At 67.0% G+C, this 16,514-nt stretch carries 17 protein-coding genes and 1 riboswitch; of the genes, 9 read left to right on the top strand and 8 right to left on the bottom strand.

The window, feature by feature from the left end:
- Window positions 1-82 precede the first annotated feature (82 nt).
- From Mschef_RS00175 to rph, 7 genes are all read right to left on the bottom strand, one after another.
- The gene (locus tag Mschef_RS00175; protein ID WP_081125860.1) at window positions 83-430 is read right to left on the bottom strand and encodes a PilZ domain-containing protein; all 348 of its coding nucleotides are present in this window, start codon (window positions 428-430) and stop codon (window positions 83-85) included.
- Window positions 427-2,832: a DUF1631 family protein gene (locus tag Mschef_RS00170; protein WP_081125859.1), complete on the bottom strand. Its 2,406-nt coding sequence runs from the start codon at window positions 2,830-2,832 to the stop codon at window positions 427-429. Before Mschef_RS00170 ends, Mschef_RS00175 begins: the two co-directional genes overlap by 4 nt.
- Window positions 2,833-2,964: 132 nt before the next feature.
- Complete coding sequence (locus Mschef_RS00165) at window positions 2,965-4,791, bottom strand: TonB-dependent receptor domain-containing protein (protein ID WP_081125858.1); 1,827 nt, start codon at window positions 4,789-4,791, stop codon at window positions 2,965-2,967.
- 124 nt (window positions 4,792-4,915) lie between these two features.
- Window positions 4,916-5,123: riboswitch (cobalamin riboswitch) on the bottom strand.
- A 44-nt stretch (window positions 5,124-5,167) separates the two neighbouring features.
- Complete coding sequence (locus tag Mschef_RS00160; protein ID WP_081125857.1) at window positions 5,168-5,341, bottom strand: zinc ribbon domain-containing protein; 174 nt, start codon at window positions 5,339-5,341, stop codon at window positions 5,168-5,170.
- On the bottom strand, window positions 5,338-6,516 hold the full coding sequence (gene hemW / locus Mschef_RS00155; protein WP_176212386.1) for a radical SAM family heme chaperone HemW: 1,179 nt from the start codon (window positions 6,514-6,516) through the stop codon (window positions 5,338-5,340). Before hemW ends, Mschef_RS00160 begins: the two co-directional genes overlap by 4 nt.
- Window positions 6,492-7,091: an RdgB/HAM1 family non-canonical purine NTP pyrophosphatase gene (rdgB, locus tag Mschef_RS00150; protein ID WP_081125856.1), complete on the bottom strand. Its 600-nt coding sequence runs from the start codon at window positions 7,089-7,091 to the stop codon at window positions 6,492-6,494. Before rdgB ends, hemW begins: the two co-directional genes overlap by 25 nt.
- Before the next feature lie 132 nt (window positions 7,092-7,223).
- Window positions 7,224-7,961 (bottom strand): ribonuclease PH, encoded by a 738-nt coding sequence (rph, locus tag Mschef_RS00145; RefSeq protein WP_081125855.1) that lies wholly within the window; start codon window positions 7,959-7,961, stop codon window positions 7,224-7,226.
- A 68-nt stretch (window positions 7,962-8,029) separates the two neighbouring features.
- On the opposite strand from rph, the gene Mschef_RS00140 reads away from it, so the two are divergent.
- The 7 genes from Mschef_RS00140 to Mschef_RS00110 all read left to right on the top strand — a co-directional run bounded on the left by Mschef_RS00140 (window position 8,030) and on the right by Mschef_RS00110 (window position 12,772).
- Window positions 8,030-8,893 carry a YicC/YloC family endoribonuclease gene (locus Mschef_RS00140; protein WP_081125854.1) on the top strand — a complete coding sequence of 288 codons (864 nt, stop codon included), beginning with the start codon at window positions 8,030-8,032 and terminating at the stop codon, window positions 8,891-8,893.
- A 42-nt stretch (window positions 8,894-8,935) separates the two neighbouring features.
- Entirely contained in the window at window positions 8,936-9,553 is a 618-nt protein-coding gene (gene gmk, locus Mschef_RS00135; protein WP_081125853.1) for a guanylate kinase, read from the top strand.
- Between the two features lie 65 nt (window positions 9,554-9,618).
- On the top strand, window positions 9,619-10,452 hold the full coding sequence (locus Mschef_RS00130; RefSeq protein ID WP_136256362.1) for an ABC transporter ATP-binding protein: 834 nt from the start codon (window positions 9,619-9,621) through the stop codon (window positions 10,450-10,452).
- The gene (gene mlaE, locus Mschef_RS00125; protein WP_081125851.1) at window positions 10,449-11,222 is read left to right on the top strand and encodes a lipid asymmetry maintenance ABC transporter permease subunit MlaE; all 774 of its coding nucleotides are present in this window, start codon (window positions 10,449-10,451) and stop codon (window positions 11,220-11,222) included. Before Mschef_RS00130 ends, mlaE begins: the two co-directional genes overlap by 4 nt.
- A 16-nt stretch (window positions 11,223-11,238) precedes the next feature.
- Window positions 11,239-11,721, top strand: a complete 483-nt coding sequence (mlaD, locus tag Mschef_RS00120) for an outer membrane lipid asymmetry maintenance protein MlaD (protein ID WP_081125850.1) — start codon at window positions 11,239-11,241, stop codon at window positions 11,719-11,721.
- A gap of 29 nt (window positions 11,722-11,750) precedes the next feature.
- A complete protein-coding gene (locus tag Mschef_RS00115) occupies window positions 11,751-12,461 on the top strand; it encodes an MlaC/ttg2D family ABC transporter substrate-binding protein (protein ID WP_081125849.1) in 711 nt (236 codons plus the stop codon).
- Window positions 12,458-12,772, top strand: a complete 315-nt coding sequence (locus tag Mschef_RS00110) for an STAS domain-containing protein (RefSeq protein WP_081125848.1) — start codon at window positions 12,458-12,460, stop codon at window positions 12,770-12,772. The genes Mschef_RS00115 and Mschef_RS00110 overlap by 4 nt, the downstream gene beginning before the upstream one ends.
- Before the next feature lie 34 nt (window positions 12,773-12,806).
- On the opposite strand, the gene Mschef_RS00105 is transcribed toward Mschef_RS00110, so the two are convergent.
- Window positions 12,807-13,835 carry an MlaA family lipoprotein gene (locus Mschef_RS00105; RefSeq protein ID WP_081125847.1) on the bottom strand — a complete coding sequence of 343 codons (1,029 nt, stop codon included), beginning with the start codon at window positions 13,833-13,835 and terminating at the stop codon, window positions 12,807-12,809.
- Between the two features lie 139 nt (window positions 13,836-13,974).
- Between Mschef_RS00105 and rpoZ the strand changes: the two genes are divergently transcribed.
- Window positions 13,975-14,271, top strand: a complete 297-nt coding sequence (gene rpoZ, locus Mschef_RS00100) for a DNA-directed RNA polymerase subunit omega (protein ID WP_081125846.1) — start codon at window positions 13,975-13,977, stop codon at window positions 14,269-14,271.
- A gap of 51 nt (window positions 14,272-14,322) precedes the next feature.
- The gene (locus Mschef_RS00095; protein ID WP_081125845.1) at window positions 14,323-16,482 is read left to right on the top strand and encodes a RelA/SpoT family protein; all 2,160 of its coding nucleotides are present in this window, start codon (window positions 14,323-14,325) and stop codon (window positions 16,480-16,482) included.
- Window positions 16,483-16,514: the final 32 nt, after the last annotated feature.

Below are 16,514 nucleotides of genomic sequence, written 5' to 3'. Positions count from 1 at the left end.
AACCTGCGCAGTGTTGCCGCTTGCCGCGCGCCGGGCAAGCCGCGCAGCATCAATCGCGCATGCGTGCGGGTCCGGTGCGGAACTACCGCAGCGCGTACTCCGGCTGCTTCAACCAGTGGTCCAACACGCCCTGGTCGGCGTCGCTGATGTCGATGATGCGCAGGCCAATCCAGAATTGCCCAGGTGTCACCGCCGTGGACGTCCATTGTTCATGCACGCCGATCTCCAGCGCATGCGTGCGGCTGTCGCTGCCGGGCAGGGTGAAGCTGATCTGGAACAGCGCATTCTCGCGCAATCGCCTGGGTGCGATCAGCATCAGCCCGGTGTTGGACAGGTTGCCGATGCGTCCCAGCGCGGCGCCGTTGAGGCTGTTCTCGACCAGCACCACACCACTGATCGGCTTGCGCGGCGCGCGCCGATTGTCATTCATGCCGGGGCTCCGGCGGGGACCGGCTCGGGGCCGCGTCCGGTGAATTTCTTCAGTGTCTCGACGATGCTGCTCCAGGCGCGATCGACCAGGCTGGTCTGGGTTTCCACGACCAGACGAATCTGCCCGCGCACCATGTCGCGCGCCAGCCGCGCCAGCGTGCGTTCCTCGGCGCGCTGGCCGCGCTGATTGACGAACAGGCAGCGTCCGGTGACCGGTGAGAACCAGGCCAGCTTGCGGCGCACGATGTCACCCTGCTGGTTGCGCTGGAATTCGAACCAGCTGCCAAAGGGGATGCTCTTGAGGCGCTCCAGCATGCGCTGTTCCTCGGCATTCAGCGGGGCATCCACTGGCCTGCTGGCAGCCTCGCCCGCGTCATCGCCCAGGCGTTGGCGTTGCTTGAGCTTGAGCGCCAGCTCGGTTTGCGACACCGGTTCGCCGCTGAAATCGATCACCGGCTGGTCCAGCACCTTGCGCGCGATGGCCTCGGCATCGGGTGTGTGCAGGCCGACCTGTTGCAATCCATGCTGGACCTCGGTCTGCAATTTGCCGATGTCGTCGCCGGGATTGCGCTGCAGCAGCGCCTCGACCGTGGCGATGCGCTCGCGAAACACGTCGCTGTCCTCGCCATGACGCACGATGGCCAGCGTAAGGGCGTCGGTCCAGGCCTGCTCCAGCAGGGTGCGCACCAGGCTGGACGGGCGCGTGCCGACCAGGCGCTGGGCGATGATTTCCTCGGCGCGCGCACGCGCCGCGTCCAGGCGATCGCGGCCCTGCGCGGCTTCGACGTGGCGGCGCTCGCTCATCTCGGCACGGCGCGCCAGGGTTTGCATGTGGCGCTCGAGATCCGTGAGCAGGTGCACGTAAAGGCCCGAGTCGCCGTCGTAGTCGTGCAGCAGGCGCTCGGTCACCGTCTGCATCTTCTGCACCAGCGAGGGGTCGGCCTCGCCATCGGCGCTGTCCACCCAGTAGGCGGCGGTTTCGGTGACCGTATTCAGCAGTTTGCGCGCCGGGTGGTTGCGCTGCGAGAAGAACGCGGGATCGTCCAGCGCGGTGCGCAGCAGCGGTACTTGCAGCTTGCCGAGGAAACGCTGCGCAGCGCCGCCCATGCGCACTTCGCGCTGCAAGTTGTCGAACAGCATCGAGACCAGGTCGACGGTATCGCGCTGCACGGGCGCCAATTGTGGGGTCTTGCCGTCCTTGCTGTAGCGCCGCAACTGGCCCTGCAGATCCTGGCGCAGGCGTTGCGTGCTGGCGCCGGGCTTGCCGCCCGTGGCGGGCGGACGCGCCTGCAGTGCCTGCAATGCCGCTTGTACTTGTTCGCGGCTGGCGTCGGGGCCGTCACCGCTTTCGTCGACCTGTCCGGTCATGCGTCGACGCTGCGCCAGCAGTTCGCGCAAGGTATCGAACAGGGGCATCTCGTCACTGCCCGCTGCATCGGCGGGCAGGCTGTGCTGGCCAACGGCGCCACCCAGTCCGCCATGACCGGCCAGACCGCCGTGCTCCGGTGCCGGGCCGGCGGCAGCGTAGCCGTAGCCGCCGCCTTGCATGGGCTCACCTTGCGCCGCCCCGCCGCCTGCACGCACTGCATGTCCAATGGCACCACTTGCTGCCCCAGCAGGTGCTGGCGGTGCTGCGGTCGGTGCCGCGGGTGCGTCGGCCGAGGCACTCGCGCCGGCTTCGCTGGCGCCGCGGCTGTGGCGATAGACGATCAGGTTGGGCAGGATGCGGCGCGCGATCAGCAGATCATTGATCTCGGCGTAAAACGGCGCGGCTTCGCCCAGCGCGCGCTTTTCGAACAGGCGCCAGCCCAGCACGCGATGCGCGGTGGGCAGATCCAGCTCGGCCACCGCGCCGCGCAATGCCTGCAGCACACGCTGCGGGCCAGCTGGTACGCGTTCGGACTCGAATACAGGCAGTGCGGCCAGTACCGCGAAACGGTGGCCGAGTTCGTACAGTTGTTCGCTGGCGCGCACCTCGGCGCGGCTGGCGATTTCGCGCAGTGCGAGGTCTTCCTCGAACACGTGTTCCTGCATCAGCTCCAGCTTGGGACCGGTGCTGCTGGCGGGGACGGGCTCCGGCTCGCGGTCGAAGCTGGCGAGGTCGGATTCGATGGCGGCGGCGAAGCGCGGGCCGATGTCAGCGCGGCCGCGCTTGACCTCGCGCAGGCTGGCGTAGGCCAGTTCCTGCTCGGCGTTGTTGCGCGCCTGCTCGGCCAGCTTGAACAACTGCTGCTCCAGATCATTCAAGGCACCACGCAGGGCCGGCTCGAAGCGCGCATTGAGTGCATTGCTGAGCTCCTCGAGCACGCCGCGCACGCGCGCGGAGATGTCCGCGCGTTCGGCGATGCGCGCCACTCCCGCACGCTTGCGCGTCTGCCGGCGCCTGTCTACGGGCAACGCCATCGAGTACCCCTCGTGATCCGTCCTGCCTTTATAGCGCGAGCCGGGGCGTGCAGCCAGCCAGAAGCCGGCTGCGCGCCGCGTGGTCACGCTTGTTTACACCGAAGGCCGCGGCGGGATGCCCGGTCCTGCGCTTCAATCAGCCCCGTTCCAGCTCAGCGTCAGCCAGCCCGAGCGGCCCGGCGTGTTGTAACCGTAGGCGAGGCTGTAGTCGCGATCGGCCAGGTTCTGCAGGAACACGTGCACAGCCAGGCCGTGAGCGAGTTTCCAGTCGAAGTGCGCGTTGATCAGGCTGTAGCCGCCGAGGGTGACGTTGCCGTAGTCGATGCTGTTGCTGGCGGCGAACAGTTCCACGCCGGCGCTGAAACGCTCGCCGAAGCGGCGGTCGAGGCCCAGATCGGCCTTGCGTAGCGGACGTCGCAGCAGGCGTGCGCCGGTGCTGGCATCGCGCGCATCGTCGAAGCTGCTGGAGAAACGCGTGGTCCACGCCCCGGCCGTCCAGGTGCTGGTCAACTCGAGGCCGTCCATCTTGGCGCGGTCGATGTTGATCGCCTGGTTATTGACGCCGGCGAAGCTGATCAGGTCGTTCACGCGCGTGCGATAGGCGGCGAGCTTGACGTGCAGGTCATCCAGCGGATGCAGCAGCAGGTCGATCTCGCTGCTGTGTGAGCGCTCCGGGCGCAGGTCGGGATTGCCGGCGTAGTAGCCGAAGTACGGCGGCGAGAACTGGTCGCTGAAGCTGGGGCTGTCGAAGCCCTGGCCGAAACTGGCCTCGACGCGCGCCCAGTCGTTGAGTGTGTATCCGGCCGCGGCCGAGCCGGTGGTGACGCCGCCGAACAGGCTATTGCGGTCGTGGCGCGCGGCCAGTTGCCAATTCCAGCGTTGCGCCTGTCCGTACCAGCCGGCGTAGACGCCCAGATTGTTGCGGCTCTGCGCGTAGACATCGGTGTTGGTACTTGTGTCGCGGCTGATGCCGCGCTCGTGCATCCAGTCGACGCCGCCCAGCAGTTGCTGGCCGGGCAGGAAAGTCCAGTCGAGTTGATAGCCGGCCTGTTGGCGGCGGCTGAGCGCGAGGCTTTGATAGGCCGGCGTGTCCAGATCCTCGCGGTCGTAGCCGAGGCTGATGTGCTGGCGCAGCGTGGGTGTCAGCGCGCCGTCCAGGTTCACGCCGGCGGCCTGCTCGATCACCTGCGAGGCACCCTGGTTGAAATCGACATTGGCATCCGAGCGCAGCACGCTGCCGGACAGCGTCTGCGTGCCGATGCGCCAGGCGCCCTGCGCGGCGAGGTTCTGGTTGCTGTAGCCGTCGGGCTGCGGGCTGTAGGCATAGTTCTGCGGATTGGTGGCCGGAAATCCAAGCACATGGCGCGCGCCGACGATGACACTGGCGCCACCGTGGTCGCCCCACTGGCCGTAACCGGCGCTGCCACCGTAATCGCCGTAACTGCCGCCGCGCATGGCGAGATGCGGGCCATCGAGCTTGCGCGTGAAAATCTGGATGACGCCGCCGATGGCATCCGCGCCCCACTGCGCGGCGCGCGGTCCGCGCACGATCTCGATGCGCTGGATCGCGTCCAGCGGAAGCTGTTCCCAGGCGAAGCTGCCGGTGTTGGCCGAGGCCACGCGCACGCCATCGACCAGCACCAGCACCTGGTTGGAGTTGGTGCCGCGCATGAATACCGAGGTCTGCGACCCCGGTCCGCCGGTGCGCGCCACGTCCACGCCGGCCTCGCGGCGCAGCAGGTCGATGAGATCGGGCGCGCCGCTGGCGCTGATCTCGGCGCGCGTGATCACGCTGACATCGGCGAGGCTGGCATCCACGGTCTGCGCCATGCGCGCGGCGGTGACGACGATCTCGGGCAGAGGCGCGACGCTGCCGGCAGCGGCCGGCGTGGCGGCGCGTGTCGCGCAGGGTGACAACGCCAGCGCGAGGCTGGCGACGAGCAGGGACTTGCTGGACATGGGCAATGACTCCGAACGCTCACCCGCGGATCAGGCGGGTAGCAGTGGAGGCACGCGAACCGGGCCACGGCGCGCGGCCGCCGCCCGCCGCGACGCCTGGATACGCGCCACGCGTGGATGATGTCCGCGCGGCGCGATCGAGGCCGGTCTCCGGGCTCGCGGGCGCGGATCACTCCGCTGTCGATCGCCTTCCCGCGCTCGCGCGCAGTGGCTGCTGGATCGACGTTGACCTGCTTACCGTTGCGGGGGCAGCGCCGGCATCAAACCGGCTTCCCGTTTCACCCCGCACGGCGCTTGCTGCCGCGCGGGACACCTCGAAGCCGCGCAGTGTACGCGCCGGCGCGGGTGCTGTCAGGCAGGCGATGCGCGGCGGCCCTCAGGCGTCATCGTCGCGCTGCGTGGCGTAGCCACCATCGCGCGCAAGCAGGTGGATCGGCCGGCAACACACCGTGCAGTCGATCACCTGGGCTGCGTCGTAGTCGGCTTCCACCGGTGCCTCGAAGCGCTCGCCGCAGTAGGGGCAATGCAGCACGATCCAGTCCGTGCTCACGGCAGGAAGCGCTGCAGCAGGTCGTTGAGATAGCGCAGGCCCAGCGGCGTGGCGCGCAGCACGCGCGTGTCGTCCACCAGCAGACCGTCCGCACGCGCGCGCTGCAGCGGCGCGGCGATGGTCTCCAGCGTCAGCCCGGTGCGCGCGCTGAAGCTGTCCGCCGCGACGCCTTCGTTCAAGCGCAGCACGTTGAGCATGAATTCGAACGGCAACTCCGCGCGCGCGATCCCGCCGCTGGATTCGAGACGTCCGGCGTCGCGCGCGTGCGCCATGTACAGCACGGGATTCTTGCGCTTGGCCCGGCGCTCGATGCGGCCATCGGCAAAGCTGAGCTTGGCGTGCGCGCCGGCGCCGATGCCGAGATAGTCGCCGAAGGTCCAGTAGTTGCGGTTGTGGCGTGCCTGCTGTCCGTCGTGCGCATATGCCGAGACTTCGTACTGCACGAAGCCCGCCGTGGCCAGCCGCGCCTGACCGGCCTCCTGCATGCGCCAGGCGGCGTCGCCGTCAGGCAGTGGCGGTGGCGTGCGCGCGAACGGCGTACCCGGCTCCAGCGTGAGCTGATAGTGCGAGAGGTGCGTGGGCGCCAGCGCCAGTGCCTGTTCGATGTCGTCCAGCGCCGTGTCCAGCGTCTGCCCGGGCAGCGCGTACATCAGGTCGAGGTTGATGTTGTTGAATCCGGCGGCGCGCGCCTCTGCCATGGCGATGTGGATTTCGCCGTGACGATGGATGCGGCCCAGCGCTTCGAGCTGCGCATCGGCGAAGGATTGCGCGCCCAGCGACAGGCGGTTGATGCCGGCGGCGCGGTAAGCGGCGAAGCGTCCGTGTTCGATGGTTCCCGGATTGGCCTCCAGTGTGATTTCGGCAGCGTCGGAGACGTCCAGGCGTGCGCGCAGCCCATCCATCAGGCGCGCGATGGCGACATCGGGAAACAGGCTGGGCGTGCCGCCGCCGAAAAAAATCGTCTCGATGCGGCGCGCGTGCAGCGTTTCGCCGGCATCGCGCAGATCGGCATCGAGATCTGCCAACAGCGCATCGACATAAGCCTCGAACAGTGGCGTGCCGCGCGGTGCATGGCTGTTGAAGTCGCAGTACGGACACTTGCGCACGCACCACGGCAGGTGCACGTACAGCCCCAGCGGAATGGCGCGGTTCACGGCGTGCTGTGTGGCGGCCATTGCGCGCGCAGCGCGGTCAGGGCGCGCGCGCGATGGCTGATGCGGTTTTTCAGTGCCTCGTCCAGCTCGGCGGCGGAGCAGTCGAGCGCGCTGTCCAGGAACACCGGGTCGTAGCCGAAGCCATGCACACCGCGCGGCGCGTCAAGGATGCGACCGTTCCAGCGGCCTTCGCCCAGCAGCGGCAGCGGGTCGTCGGCGTGACGCACCAGCGCCAGCACGCATACGAACTGCGCGCCGCGTCCCGCGTGCGGCACGTCGCGCAGCGCATCCAGCAGGCGCGCGATGTTGGCCGCGCTGTCGCCGTGGCGACCGGCGTAGCGCGCGGAGTGGGTGCCGGGCGCGCCGCCCAAGGCATCGACGCACAGCCCCGAGTCGTCGGCCAGCGCCGGCAGGCCGCTGGCGCGCGCCGCGTGGCGTGCCTTGAGCAGGGCGTTTTCGACGAAGCTCAGGCCGGTTTCCTCGGCGTCGCCGATGCCCAGTGACGACTGCGCGACCAGCATGATGCCGCTGCCGCGCAACAGCGCGTCGAACTCGGCGAGTTTGCCGGGATTGCTGCTGGCGAGTACGACCTTCATGCGCGTGGCTCGATCAGGCCCCGGGCGTTGCCATGCATGTCCGGGGATATGGTGGCGATGCCACGGCACCCGTGCCTTGGCACTGCGTGGAAATGCAGGCCGCGCGCGCCCGGCGCTGGCGGCCGCAGTGGGTCATGGCAGCGCATGCGCCAGCGCGGCGCGCTGCGCGGCGATGATCTGCGCGATGCCGGTGTCGGCCAGCGCGAGCATGGCGTCGAGTTCGGCGCGACGGAAGGCATGGCCCTCGGCGGTGCCCTGAATCTCGATGATGCCGCCGGCGTCGTTCATCACCACGTTCATGTCGGTATCGCAGGCGCTGTCCTCGGTGTAATCCAGGTCCAGCACCGGCAGGCCGCGCCACAGGCCCACCGACACCGCCGCGACCGCGCCGTGCAGCGGATCGCGCTTGAGCGTGCCGCGCTTGCGCAGCGCGGTGATTGCATCGACCAGCGCCACCCAGGCGCCGCTGATCGCCGCGCAGCGTGTGCCGCCATCGGCCTGCAGCACGTCGCAATCCAGGGTGATGACGCGCTCGCCCAGCGCCTGGCGGTCGACGCAGGCGCGCAGGCTGCGTCCGATCAGGCGCTGGATTTCCTGCGTGCGCCCACCCTGCTGGCCGCGCGCGGCCTCGCGCTGGGAGCGCTCGTGCGTGGCGCGCGGCAGCATGCCGTACTCGGCGGTGACCCAGCCCTCGCCCTTGCCGCGCAGCCACGCCGGGATGCGCTCCTCGACGCTGGCGGTGCACAGCACGCGAGTGTCGCCCATGCTCACCAGCACCGCACCCTCGGCGTGGCGCGTGTAACCGCGTTCAAAGCGCAGCGTGCGCAGGGCGTCGGCATCGCGGCCACTGGGTCGGGGCACTGGGCTCATGGGGCGCATTTGGGAATCCGGGGTCAACGAGCTTACCATTGACCCCTTTCGTCGCCGCCGGAACGCGCATGATTCGCAGCATGACCGCCTATGCCCAGGTAGAAGGCGAGACCCCGCTGGGACGCGTGGCCGTGGAACTGCGCGGTGTCAACCATCGTTATCTGGAACTTGGCCTGCGCCTGCCCGACGAGCTGCGCGCGCAGGAAGGCGCGCTGCGCGAACGCGCCACCCAGCGCATCGCGCGCGGCAAGCTGGACTTGACCCTGCGCCTGCGTGGCGCGCTCCAGGCGCCGCCCGAATTGCGCCTCAACGAGCCGTATCTGAAGCAGCTCGCGGATTTGTCCATGCACATGTCGGCGCGCTTCCCCGACCTGCTGGTGGATTTCAGCGAACTGCTGCGCATGCCGGGCGTGATCGAAACGCGCGAGCCGGATCAGCTGGCGTTGACCCAGGCCGTGCTGGCGCTGCTGGATCAGGCGCTGGATGGTTTGCTTGATGCGCGTCAGCGCGAGGGCGCGCGTCTCGCGCAGACCATGCTGGAGCGGCTTGATGCCATCGCCGCGCAGGTCGCTGCGGTACGCGCGCTGATGCCCGACATCCGCACCCGCCAGCGCACGCGCATCGACAGCTTGCTGGCCGAATTGCGCGACGCCAGCGAGCCGCAGCGCATCGAGAAGGAGCTGGTCGCGCAACTGTTGCGCATGGACGTGGACGAGGAGCTCGATCGCCTCGATGTGCATCTGGCCGAGGCGCGCCGCGTGCTGGCCCTGGACGAACCGGTCGGCCGGCGCCTGGATTTCCTGCTGCAGGAGTTCAACCGCGAGGCCAATACGCTGGGCTCGAAATCGGTGGATGTGCGTACCAGCAACGCCAGCATCGAGTTGAAGGTGCTGATCGAGCAGGTGCGCGAGCAGGTGCAGAACATTGAGTGAGTGCGCGCCAGCGCGGTCGCTGGATTGCAGCGGGACGTCCGCATGAGCGGCGTGCTGCTGATCGTTGCGGCGCCTTCGGGCGCGGGCAAGTCCACGCTGGTCAACGCGTTGCTGGCGCGCGAGACGGACATGCAATTGTCGATCTCGCACACGACGCGCGCACCACGACCGGGCGAGGGCGAGGGCCGGCACTATCACTTCGTCAGCCGCGCCGAGTTCGATGCCAGCGTCGGCGCCGATGCGTTTCTGGAACACGCCGAGGTCCACGGCAACGGTTATGGCACTGCGCGCGCACCGATCATGGCCGCGCTCGATGCGGGACGCGGCGTGATCCTCGAGATCGACTGGCAGGGTGCGCGCCAGGTGCGCGCGCGCATGCCTGAAGCGGCCAGCGTGTTCATCCTGCCGCCTGCGCGTGCCGAGCTGGAACGCCGCTTGCGCGCGCGCGCCACCGACAGCGCCGACATCATCGCGCGGCGTCTGGCCGGCTCGCGCGAGGAAATATTGCACGCCACCGAATTCGATTACCTGGTGGTCAATGACCGCTTCGAACAGGCGCTGGACGACCTGCGCGCGATCGTGCGCGCCGAGCGTCTGCGCAGCCTGCGCGCGCGCAGGCTTCACGCTGACTTGCTGCACGAACTGCTGGAATCCGCATGAATCCCGCCGCGCCGCGCATGGCGCTGCCGCTCCTTCTCGGTTAGGTTGCCCTGCTGATGCCTGTCATGACCCACGCCTCCGTTGATTCCGCCGCCGCGCCACTGGTGCAGGTGCGTGGCCTGACCACCGTGCTCGGCGGCAAAAAGGTCTTCGACGCGCTCGATCTGGACATCGCGCGCGGACGCATTACCGCGATCATGGGCCCCAGCGGCACCGGCAAGACCACCTTGCTCAAGCACATCACCGGGCAGATGCGCGGCGCTGACGGTGCCGTGCTGGTCGATGGCCAGGATGTCGCGCGCCTGCCACGCGAAAGCTTGTATGCATTACGCGAACGCATCGGCTATCTGTTCCAGAACTCGGCGCTGCTCAGCGATTACAACGTGTTCGAGAACGTGGCCTTTCCACTGCGTCAGCACACGCGCCTGCAGGAAGATCTGATCCGCAACGTGGTGCTCACCAAGCTGCAGGCGGTGGGTTTGCGCGGCGCCGCCGAGTTGATGCCCAGCGAACTGTCCGGCGGGATGGCGCGGCGCGTGGCGCTGGCGCGCGCGATCGTGTTCGACCCGATGCTGATTCTGTACGACGAGCCGTTCGTCGGACTCGACCCGATCGCCCTCAATCAAGTACTCAAGTTGATCCGCACGCTCAATCGCGAACTGGGCATCACCTCGGTGCTGGTGGCACACGAGTTCGCCGCGGTGCGCGAGGTGGCCGACCACGTGCATCTGATCGCCAATGGCAAGCGCGTGGCCAGTGGCACACCCGCCGAGTTGGCGAAGGGCGATTCACCGTGGACCGCGCAGTTCTTCGGCGGCGCGCTGGAAGGCCCGGTGCCGTTCCAGTATCCGGCGCCGCCGCTGGCGTCCGCGTTTGGTTTCCCCGGAGTCGCCCCGTGAAGCAATTTGCCGCACGTTTGTTCGATCCCCTGGTGGATGGCCTGGCCGACATCGGCCGCACTGGCTGGTTCCTGCTGGGTCTGCTGGCGGCATTGCCGCGCGGGCTGACTTATCCGCGCGAACTGCTGCGACAGCTCTGGTTCGTCGGTGCCAAGAGCCTGATCATCATCATGATCAGCGGCCTGTTCGTGGGCATGGTGCTGTCGCTGCAGCTGTACTACACGCTGTCGATTTTCGGCGGCACCTCGGCGCTGGGCACGGTGATCGCCTTGTCGCTCTACCGCGAGTTGGGCCCGGTGGTGACCGCGCTGCTGTTCGCTGGCCGCGCCGGCACCGCGATCACCGCCGAGGTGGGGCTGATGCGCGCCACCGACCAGCTTTCGGCGATGGAGATGATGGCGGTCGATCCACTGGCCTTTGTCGCCTCGCCGCGTTTCCTTGCCGGGGTGATCGCCATGCCGTTGCTGGTGGCAGTGTTCAATCTGATGGGCATCTTCGGCGGGCACCTGATCGGCGTGACCTGGCTGGGCATCGACAACGGCACGTTCTGGTCCAACATGACCTCCAATGTGAGCGTGTGGACCGATGTGATCAATGGCGAATGGAAGGCGCTGGCGTTTGGTGCGCTGATCAGCCTGATCGCCGTGTACCAGGGTTACACCGCGCCGCCAACCAGTGAAGGCGTGGCCAATGCCACCACGCGCACCGTGGTCACCAGCTCCATCGCCATCCTGGCGCTGGATTTCGTCATGACCGCCTTTCTGATGTGATCACCGAGACCTCGCCATGAATCCTCGTCGTTCCTATGCAGCCGGCACCGGCCTGTTCATCCTCCTCGGCTTCGCCGCGCTGGCCTATCTGGCCACGCAGACCACGTCCTTGGTCAATTTCGACAGCGGCCCCAGCTACGACGTCACCGCCGAGTTCACCAGCGTCGGCGGGCTCAAGGACCGCGCGCCGGTCAAGATGGCCGGCGTGCGCATCGGCACGGTCAAGTCGATCACGCTGGACCAGAAAAGCCTCGACGCCAAGGTGACGCTGGCGATCGCCGATCGCTACAACCAGATCCCCGCCGATTCCTACGCCAAGATCATGACCAGCGGCTTGCTGGGTGATCAGTTCATCTCGCTTTCGCCGGGTGGCTCGCCGGACAATCTCAAGAATGGCAGTGTCATCGCCAACACGCAGTCGGCGCTGCAACTGGAGGATCTGATCGGCAAGTTCCTCACCAGCGGCGGCAGCAAGTCCGCCTCCGGCAGCAGCAAGTGATGTCCCACTCCGCGCACGGAAACACGCCCATGAAAGCAATTCGCCCCGCCCGTAAGTTCACTGCCTTGGCGATCGCCGTGGCACTGGCCCTTGGTACCGCCGCACTGCCCATCGGCGCGCAGGCGCAGGGCGCGCCAGCTCCCGCAGCCGCCACGCCGGTCGCGGTGCAGACGCCGCAGCAGATCGTGCAGCAGATCGCCGACAAAATGGGCGCTGCGCTCAAGGGGCACCGGGCGGAATACAAGAAAGACAAGTCCAAATTGGTCGCCTTGATCAATTCGGTGCTGTTGCCGCATTTCGATACCAGCTACGCCGCGATCCTGGTGCTGGGGCGCTATGCACGCACCGCCACGCCGGAACAGATCAATCGCTTCCAGAAGGCATTTTATGATGCGCTGATCGACCGCTATGCCGATGGCCTGATCGACTATCGCGAGGGTCGCGTCACCATCCTGCCGTCGCGCGGCACCAGCGATGACGGCCACCGCGCGCTGGTGCGCTCCGAGGTCACCCTCGACAATGGCAAGAAGATCGCGGTGAACTACGTGTTCCGCCGTGCTGCCGATGGCCAGTGGAAAGCATTCGATGTGGTCATCGAGGGCATTTCCTACATCGCCAGCTATCGCGGTCAGGTCGGTGAGGAAATCCGCCACAGCAGCCTCGATGCGCTGATCACGCGCCTGCAGAGCGAAGGTGGCAAGGCCATCGACAGCATGAAGAAGCAGGGCGCGCAGGGGTGAGCGTCGCCGGACTCGAAGTCAGCGTCGATGGCGATGCCTTGCGGCTTTCCGGGCGGCTCGATTTCGCCAATGCCGCCGCGGCGTATCGCGCGATCAGCACGCGCCTCGTCGCGGGCATCGTGCGCATCGATCTGAGCGCGCTCGGCCAAGCCGACAGTGCCACGCTGGCTTGCCTATTGGCGTGGCGCGCGCAGAGCGAGCGCGCCGGACGCATGCTGGTCTTGTCCGCGCTACCCGAAAGCCTGCATGCCTTGGCCCAGGTCAGCGGCGTTGATGGACTGCTGCAGGAAGTCACGCCCGCGGCAGCCTGAGCCGCCGTGGCGTCAACAGCAGATTCGCCCCCGCTCAGCCGCCAGCGCCAGCGCTGGTCGCTGGCGCTGGCGTGAGAATCAATGACCCCTGAGCACGTGCGCTGCTGGCGGCGGGCGCCACGCTCGCGGCGTGCGCCGGCGCCACTGAGCCTGCGGGCGGCGGCGGAGCGATCGGTGCAGGAGCTGCGGGCGGTGCCGAGGAGGCTGGCGTCGGCGCAGCGCGTGCCGGCTGCGCGGCGTGGGCTCGATCATAGGCGCGCTGCCGCGCCAGCAACGCTTCCATATCCGATTCGCCGGCAGCATGATCATTGCTGTCGCCGGCACCGCTGCCGTTGAAATTCTCCAGCAGGCTGGTCGGCGGATTGCCGTGATAGATCAGGTAATTGCGGCGCTGCAAGTAGGCATCGCGCAGCATCACGTAGGGATCGTATGCCGAGTTCAGGAACTGATCGGTATTGAGCAGGCTGGCGCGCAGCTGCACCAGATACAGCGTGTACGGCAGGTACTCGGCGTAGTAGCGGAAGTTGTGGTCGCGCGTCCAGTAACTCATTGGATTCAGAAAATAAGTGTCGGCCAGGTACGCGGGGAAATCGCGTACGCTGCTGGGGCCCAAAAACGGTATCACCAGGTACGGACCCTGCGGCACGCCCCAGCGCGCCAGCGTCACACCGAAGTCGGTGGGATCCGCGCGCAGGCCCAGTTTTCCGGCCGGATCGAACAATCCAGCCAGGCCGATCGTGCTGTTGACCAGGAAGCGGCCGGTGTTCTGCGCTGCCCCGACCGGGCGCACCTGCAGCACATCGTTGACGATGCTGATCGGCATCTGCAGGTTGTCGAAGAAGTTGCTGACCAGCAGGCGCACCTCGGTCGAGGTGACCTTGACGTAACCGCGGGCCACCGGTTTGGCGATCGCGTTGTCGAATTTCTGGTTGAAATTGAAAACCTTGCGGTTCATGCCTTGCCAAGGGTCTTCATCGCGCGCGGGTTGGATCGCGCAGCCGGCAACGGCGACGAGCAGAGTAACGGTAGCGAGCAGGCGCAGGGTGCGGGGGAACGCTGGCATGATGGGTGCGGAGCGATTGGTGAACGGCAGAGTTCAGGATTGTAACGTAAGCGCGACGTGCAGCATGCGTGATTGCCCACCGCCGTGACGGCAGGCTACACTTACAGTCCGTTCAAATATTTGATAGGAAAGGTCTTTCATGGCTCGCATTACAGTCGAGGATTGCCTTGAGGTGGTCGACAACCGCTTCGAGTTGGTATTGATGGCCACCAAACGCGCCCGCCAGATCGCCAAGGGCATCGAGCCGCGCGTCGATCCGCAGCATGACAAGCCCACCGTGATCGCATTGCGCGAGATCGCCGAGCGTCGCATCGACCAGCCCACGATCGACGAGATCGAGCGCATCGAGCGTGAACGTGCCGAGCGCGAGGCGCTGGAGTGGGCTGCCGCGGAAGTGGCCGCCGATGACGAACTGGGCAAGAGCGGGGACGATTGATGTCTCCCGACGGCTGTCCATGTCGGAGAGCCGCGTGAAGCGGCGCGCACCATGTCCGTGGTCGCGCCCGCCAATGACACCCTGAGCAGCGAACTGCCCGAGTACGTGCTGGCGCTGGCGCGCCGACTCACCGACTACCTGGCGCCCGGGCAAATCGAGCGCGTGATGGCCGCTTTCCGGCGCGGCGCCGAGGCCCATCGTGGCCAGACCCGCGCCAGCGGCGAGCCCTATATCACCCATCCAGTGGCCGTGGCCGCGATATTGGCGGACTTGCGCCTGGATGCCGAAACCATGATCGCGGCGATCCTGCACGATGCGCTGGAAGACACGGCGTACACGCGCGCGTCCATGATCGAGGAATTCGGTGCGTCCGTCACCGAACTGGTCGAAGGCGTCACCAAACTCGACAAGGTGCACTTCGCCAGCCAGCAAGAGGCACAAGCGGAGAGTTTCCGCAAGATGCTGATGGCGATGGCGCGCGATTTGCGCGTGATCCTGATCAAGCTCGCCGATCGCCTGCACAACATGCGCACCCTGGTCGCCAAGGACGCCGATTCACGTCGCCGCATTGCGCGCGAGACGCTGGAAATCTATGCGCCCATCGCACAGCGCCTGGGCATGAGCCTGATCAAGTCCGAATTGCAGGATCTATGTTTCCGCGCGCTGTATCCGGATCGTTATCGCGTCATCGCCGAGCGCATCCGCGCCAGTCACGGCAACCGGCATGAGGCGATGGGGCGCATCGACAACGCGCTGTCGCAGCGTCTCGCCGCCGAGGGCATCCGCGCACGCGTGGTCAGTCGCATCAAGACACCGTGGAGCATTTATTCCAAGATGCGCGCCGAGCACAAAACCCTGGCCGAAATCATGGACGTGTATGGTTTTCGCGTGATCACCGACAGCGTCGCGCACTGTTATCAGGCACTGGGCACTGCGCACGGTTTGTACAAACCGGTGGACGGGCGCTTCCGCGATTTCATCGCCATCCCCAAGGCCAACGGATATCAGTCGCTGCACACGGTGCTGTTCGGGCCGTTCAATGCGCCCATAGAAATCCAGATTCGCACCGAGGACATGGATGCGGTTGCCGTGCGCGGCGTGGCGGCACACTGGGCCTACAAGACCGGCGTGGCGCCCAGCGGCGCGCAGGCACGCGCACATGAATGGATCGCTGGGCTGGCTGATCGCGAGGCCGGCACGACTTCATCTCTGGAATTGCTGGAAAACGTCAAGGTCGATCTGTTTCCCGACGAGGTCTACCTGTTCACGCCGCGCGGTGCCATTTTGTCGCTGCCGCGCAATGCCACTGCGCTGGATTTCGCTTACGCGGTGCATACCGACATTGGCGATCACGCGGTGACCGCGCGCGTGGACGGCCACTTCGCGCCGCTGCGCACGCGTCTCGGCTCGGGGCAGACGGTGGAGATCGTCACCGCGCCCTCGGCGCAGCCCAAGCCGCAATGGCTGGAATTCGTGGTCAGTGCGCGCGCGCGCACCGCGATCCGCAATTACCTCAAGCATCTGCAACACGAGGATGCGGTCGAATTTGGCCACCGCATGCTGGATCGCGAACTGGTGGCGCGCTCGGTCAGTCTCGACACCATTCCCGCTGCGGCGCTGGAGACGACGTTGGCCGAGATGCGCTACAAGCGGCTGGAGGAACTCCTGTCCGATATCGCCTTGGGCAATCGCATGGCCGGTGCGGTCGCGGAGCGCTTCAAGCTGCTTGCCGGCGGACACACGCAAACGCTGCTGGCTGCGCCGCACGAGCGCCTGACCATCAGTGGCGCCGAACGCGGCGTGTTGAGTTTCGGCAATTGCTGTCATCCGGTGCCCGGCGACGCCATCTTCGGGCACCTCTCGGCGGGCAAGGGCATCGTCGTGCATCGCGTCGAATGCCCCAATGCCGCCGAACTGCGCAAGCAGCCCGAGCGCTGCCTTGAGATCGAATGGGATCGCGAGGCGCAGGGTGACTATCGCGTCGAGTTGCGCATCGAGGTGCAGAACCGTCCCGGCGTGCTGGCCACCGTGGCGGCAGCCATCGCCGAGACCGGCACCAATATCGAAAACGTCGAGTATTCCGAACGCGACCTGGCGACTGCGACTTTGCTGTTCGCACTGGAAGTGCGCGATCGCAAGCACTTGGCCGATGTCATGCGCCGCGTGCGTCGCGCCAGCGTGGTCAGCGGCGTGTACCGGTATCCCGTCTGAACGCATGCATCGCGCGACACCATGACACGGCG

Origin of the sequence: Metallibacterium scheffleri (assembly GCF_002077135.1) — a bacterium.
Classification (GTDB): domain Bacteria; phylum Pseudomonadota; class Gammaproteobacteria; order Xanthomonadales; family Rhodanobacteraceae; genus Metallibacterium; species Metallibacterium scheffleri.
This window is presented reverse-complemented; position numbering and strand designations above follow the sequence as displayed.

What these genes read in the sequence shown, in the direction of transcription:
- Mschef_RS00175 (WP_081125860.1), bottom strand. Translation starts at nt 430, where the DNA reads ATGAATGACAATCGGCGCGCGCCGCGCAAGCCGATCAGTGGTGTGGTG.
- Mschef_RS00170 (WP_081125859.1), bottom strand. Translation starts at nt 2,832, where the DNA reads ATGGCGTTGCCCGTAGACAGGCGCCGGCAGACGCGCAAGCGTGCGGGA.
- Mschef_RS00165 (WP_081125858.1), bottom strand. Translation starts at nt 4,791, where the DNA reads ATGTCCAGCAAGTCCCTGCTCGTCGCCAGCCTCGCGCTGGCGTTGTCA.
- hemW (WP_176212386.1), bottom strand. Translation starts at nt 6,516, where the DNA reads ATGGCCGCCACACAGCACGCCGTGAACCGCGCCATTCCGCTGGGGCTG.
- rdgB (WP_081125856.1), bottom strand. Translation starts at nt 7,091, where the DNA reads ATGAAGGTCGTACTCGCCAGCAGCAATCCCGGCAAACTCGCCGAGTTC.
- rph (WP_081125855.1), bottom strand. Translation starts at nt 7,961, where the DNA reads ATGAGCCCAGTGCCCCGACCCAGTGGCCGCGATGCCGACGCCCTGCGC.
- Mschef_RS00140 (WP_081125854.1), top strand. Translation starts at nt 8,030, where the DNA reads ATGATTCGCAGCATGACCGCCTATGCCCAGGTAGAAGGCGAGACCCCG.
- gmk (WP_081125853.1), top strand. Translation starts at nt 8,936, where the DNA reads ATGAGCGGCGTGCTGCTGATCGTTGCGGCGCCTTCGGGCGCGGGCAAG.
- Mschef_RS00130 (WP_136256362.1), top strand. Translation starts at nt 9,619, where the DNA reads ATGACCCACGCCTCCGTTGATTCCGCCGCCGCGCCACTGGTGCAGGTG.
- mlaD (WP_081125850.1), top strand. Translation starts at nt 11,239, where the DNA reads ATGAATCCTCGTCGTTCCTATGCAGCCGGCACCGGCCTGTTCATCCTC.
- Mschef_RS00115 (WP_081125849.1), top strand. Translation starts at nt 11,751, where the DNA reads ATGAAAGCAATTCGCCCCGCCCGTAAGTTCACTGCCTTGGCGATCGCC.
- Mschef_RS00105 (WP_081125847.1), bottom strand. Translation starts at nt 13,835, where the DNA reads ATGCCAGCGTTCCCCCGCACCCTGCGCCTGCTCGCTACCGTTACTCTG.
- rpoZ (WP_081125846.1), top strand. Translation starts at nt 13,975, where the DNA reads ATGGCTCGCATTACAGTCGAGGATTGCCTTGAGGTGGTCGACAACCGC.
- Mschef_RS00095 (WP_081125845.1), top strand. Translation starts at nt 14,323, where the DNA reads ATGTCCGTGGTCGCGCCCGCCAATGACACCCTGAGCAGCGAACTGCCC.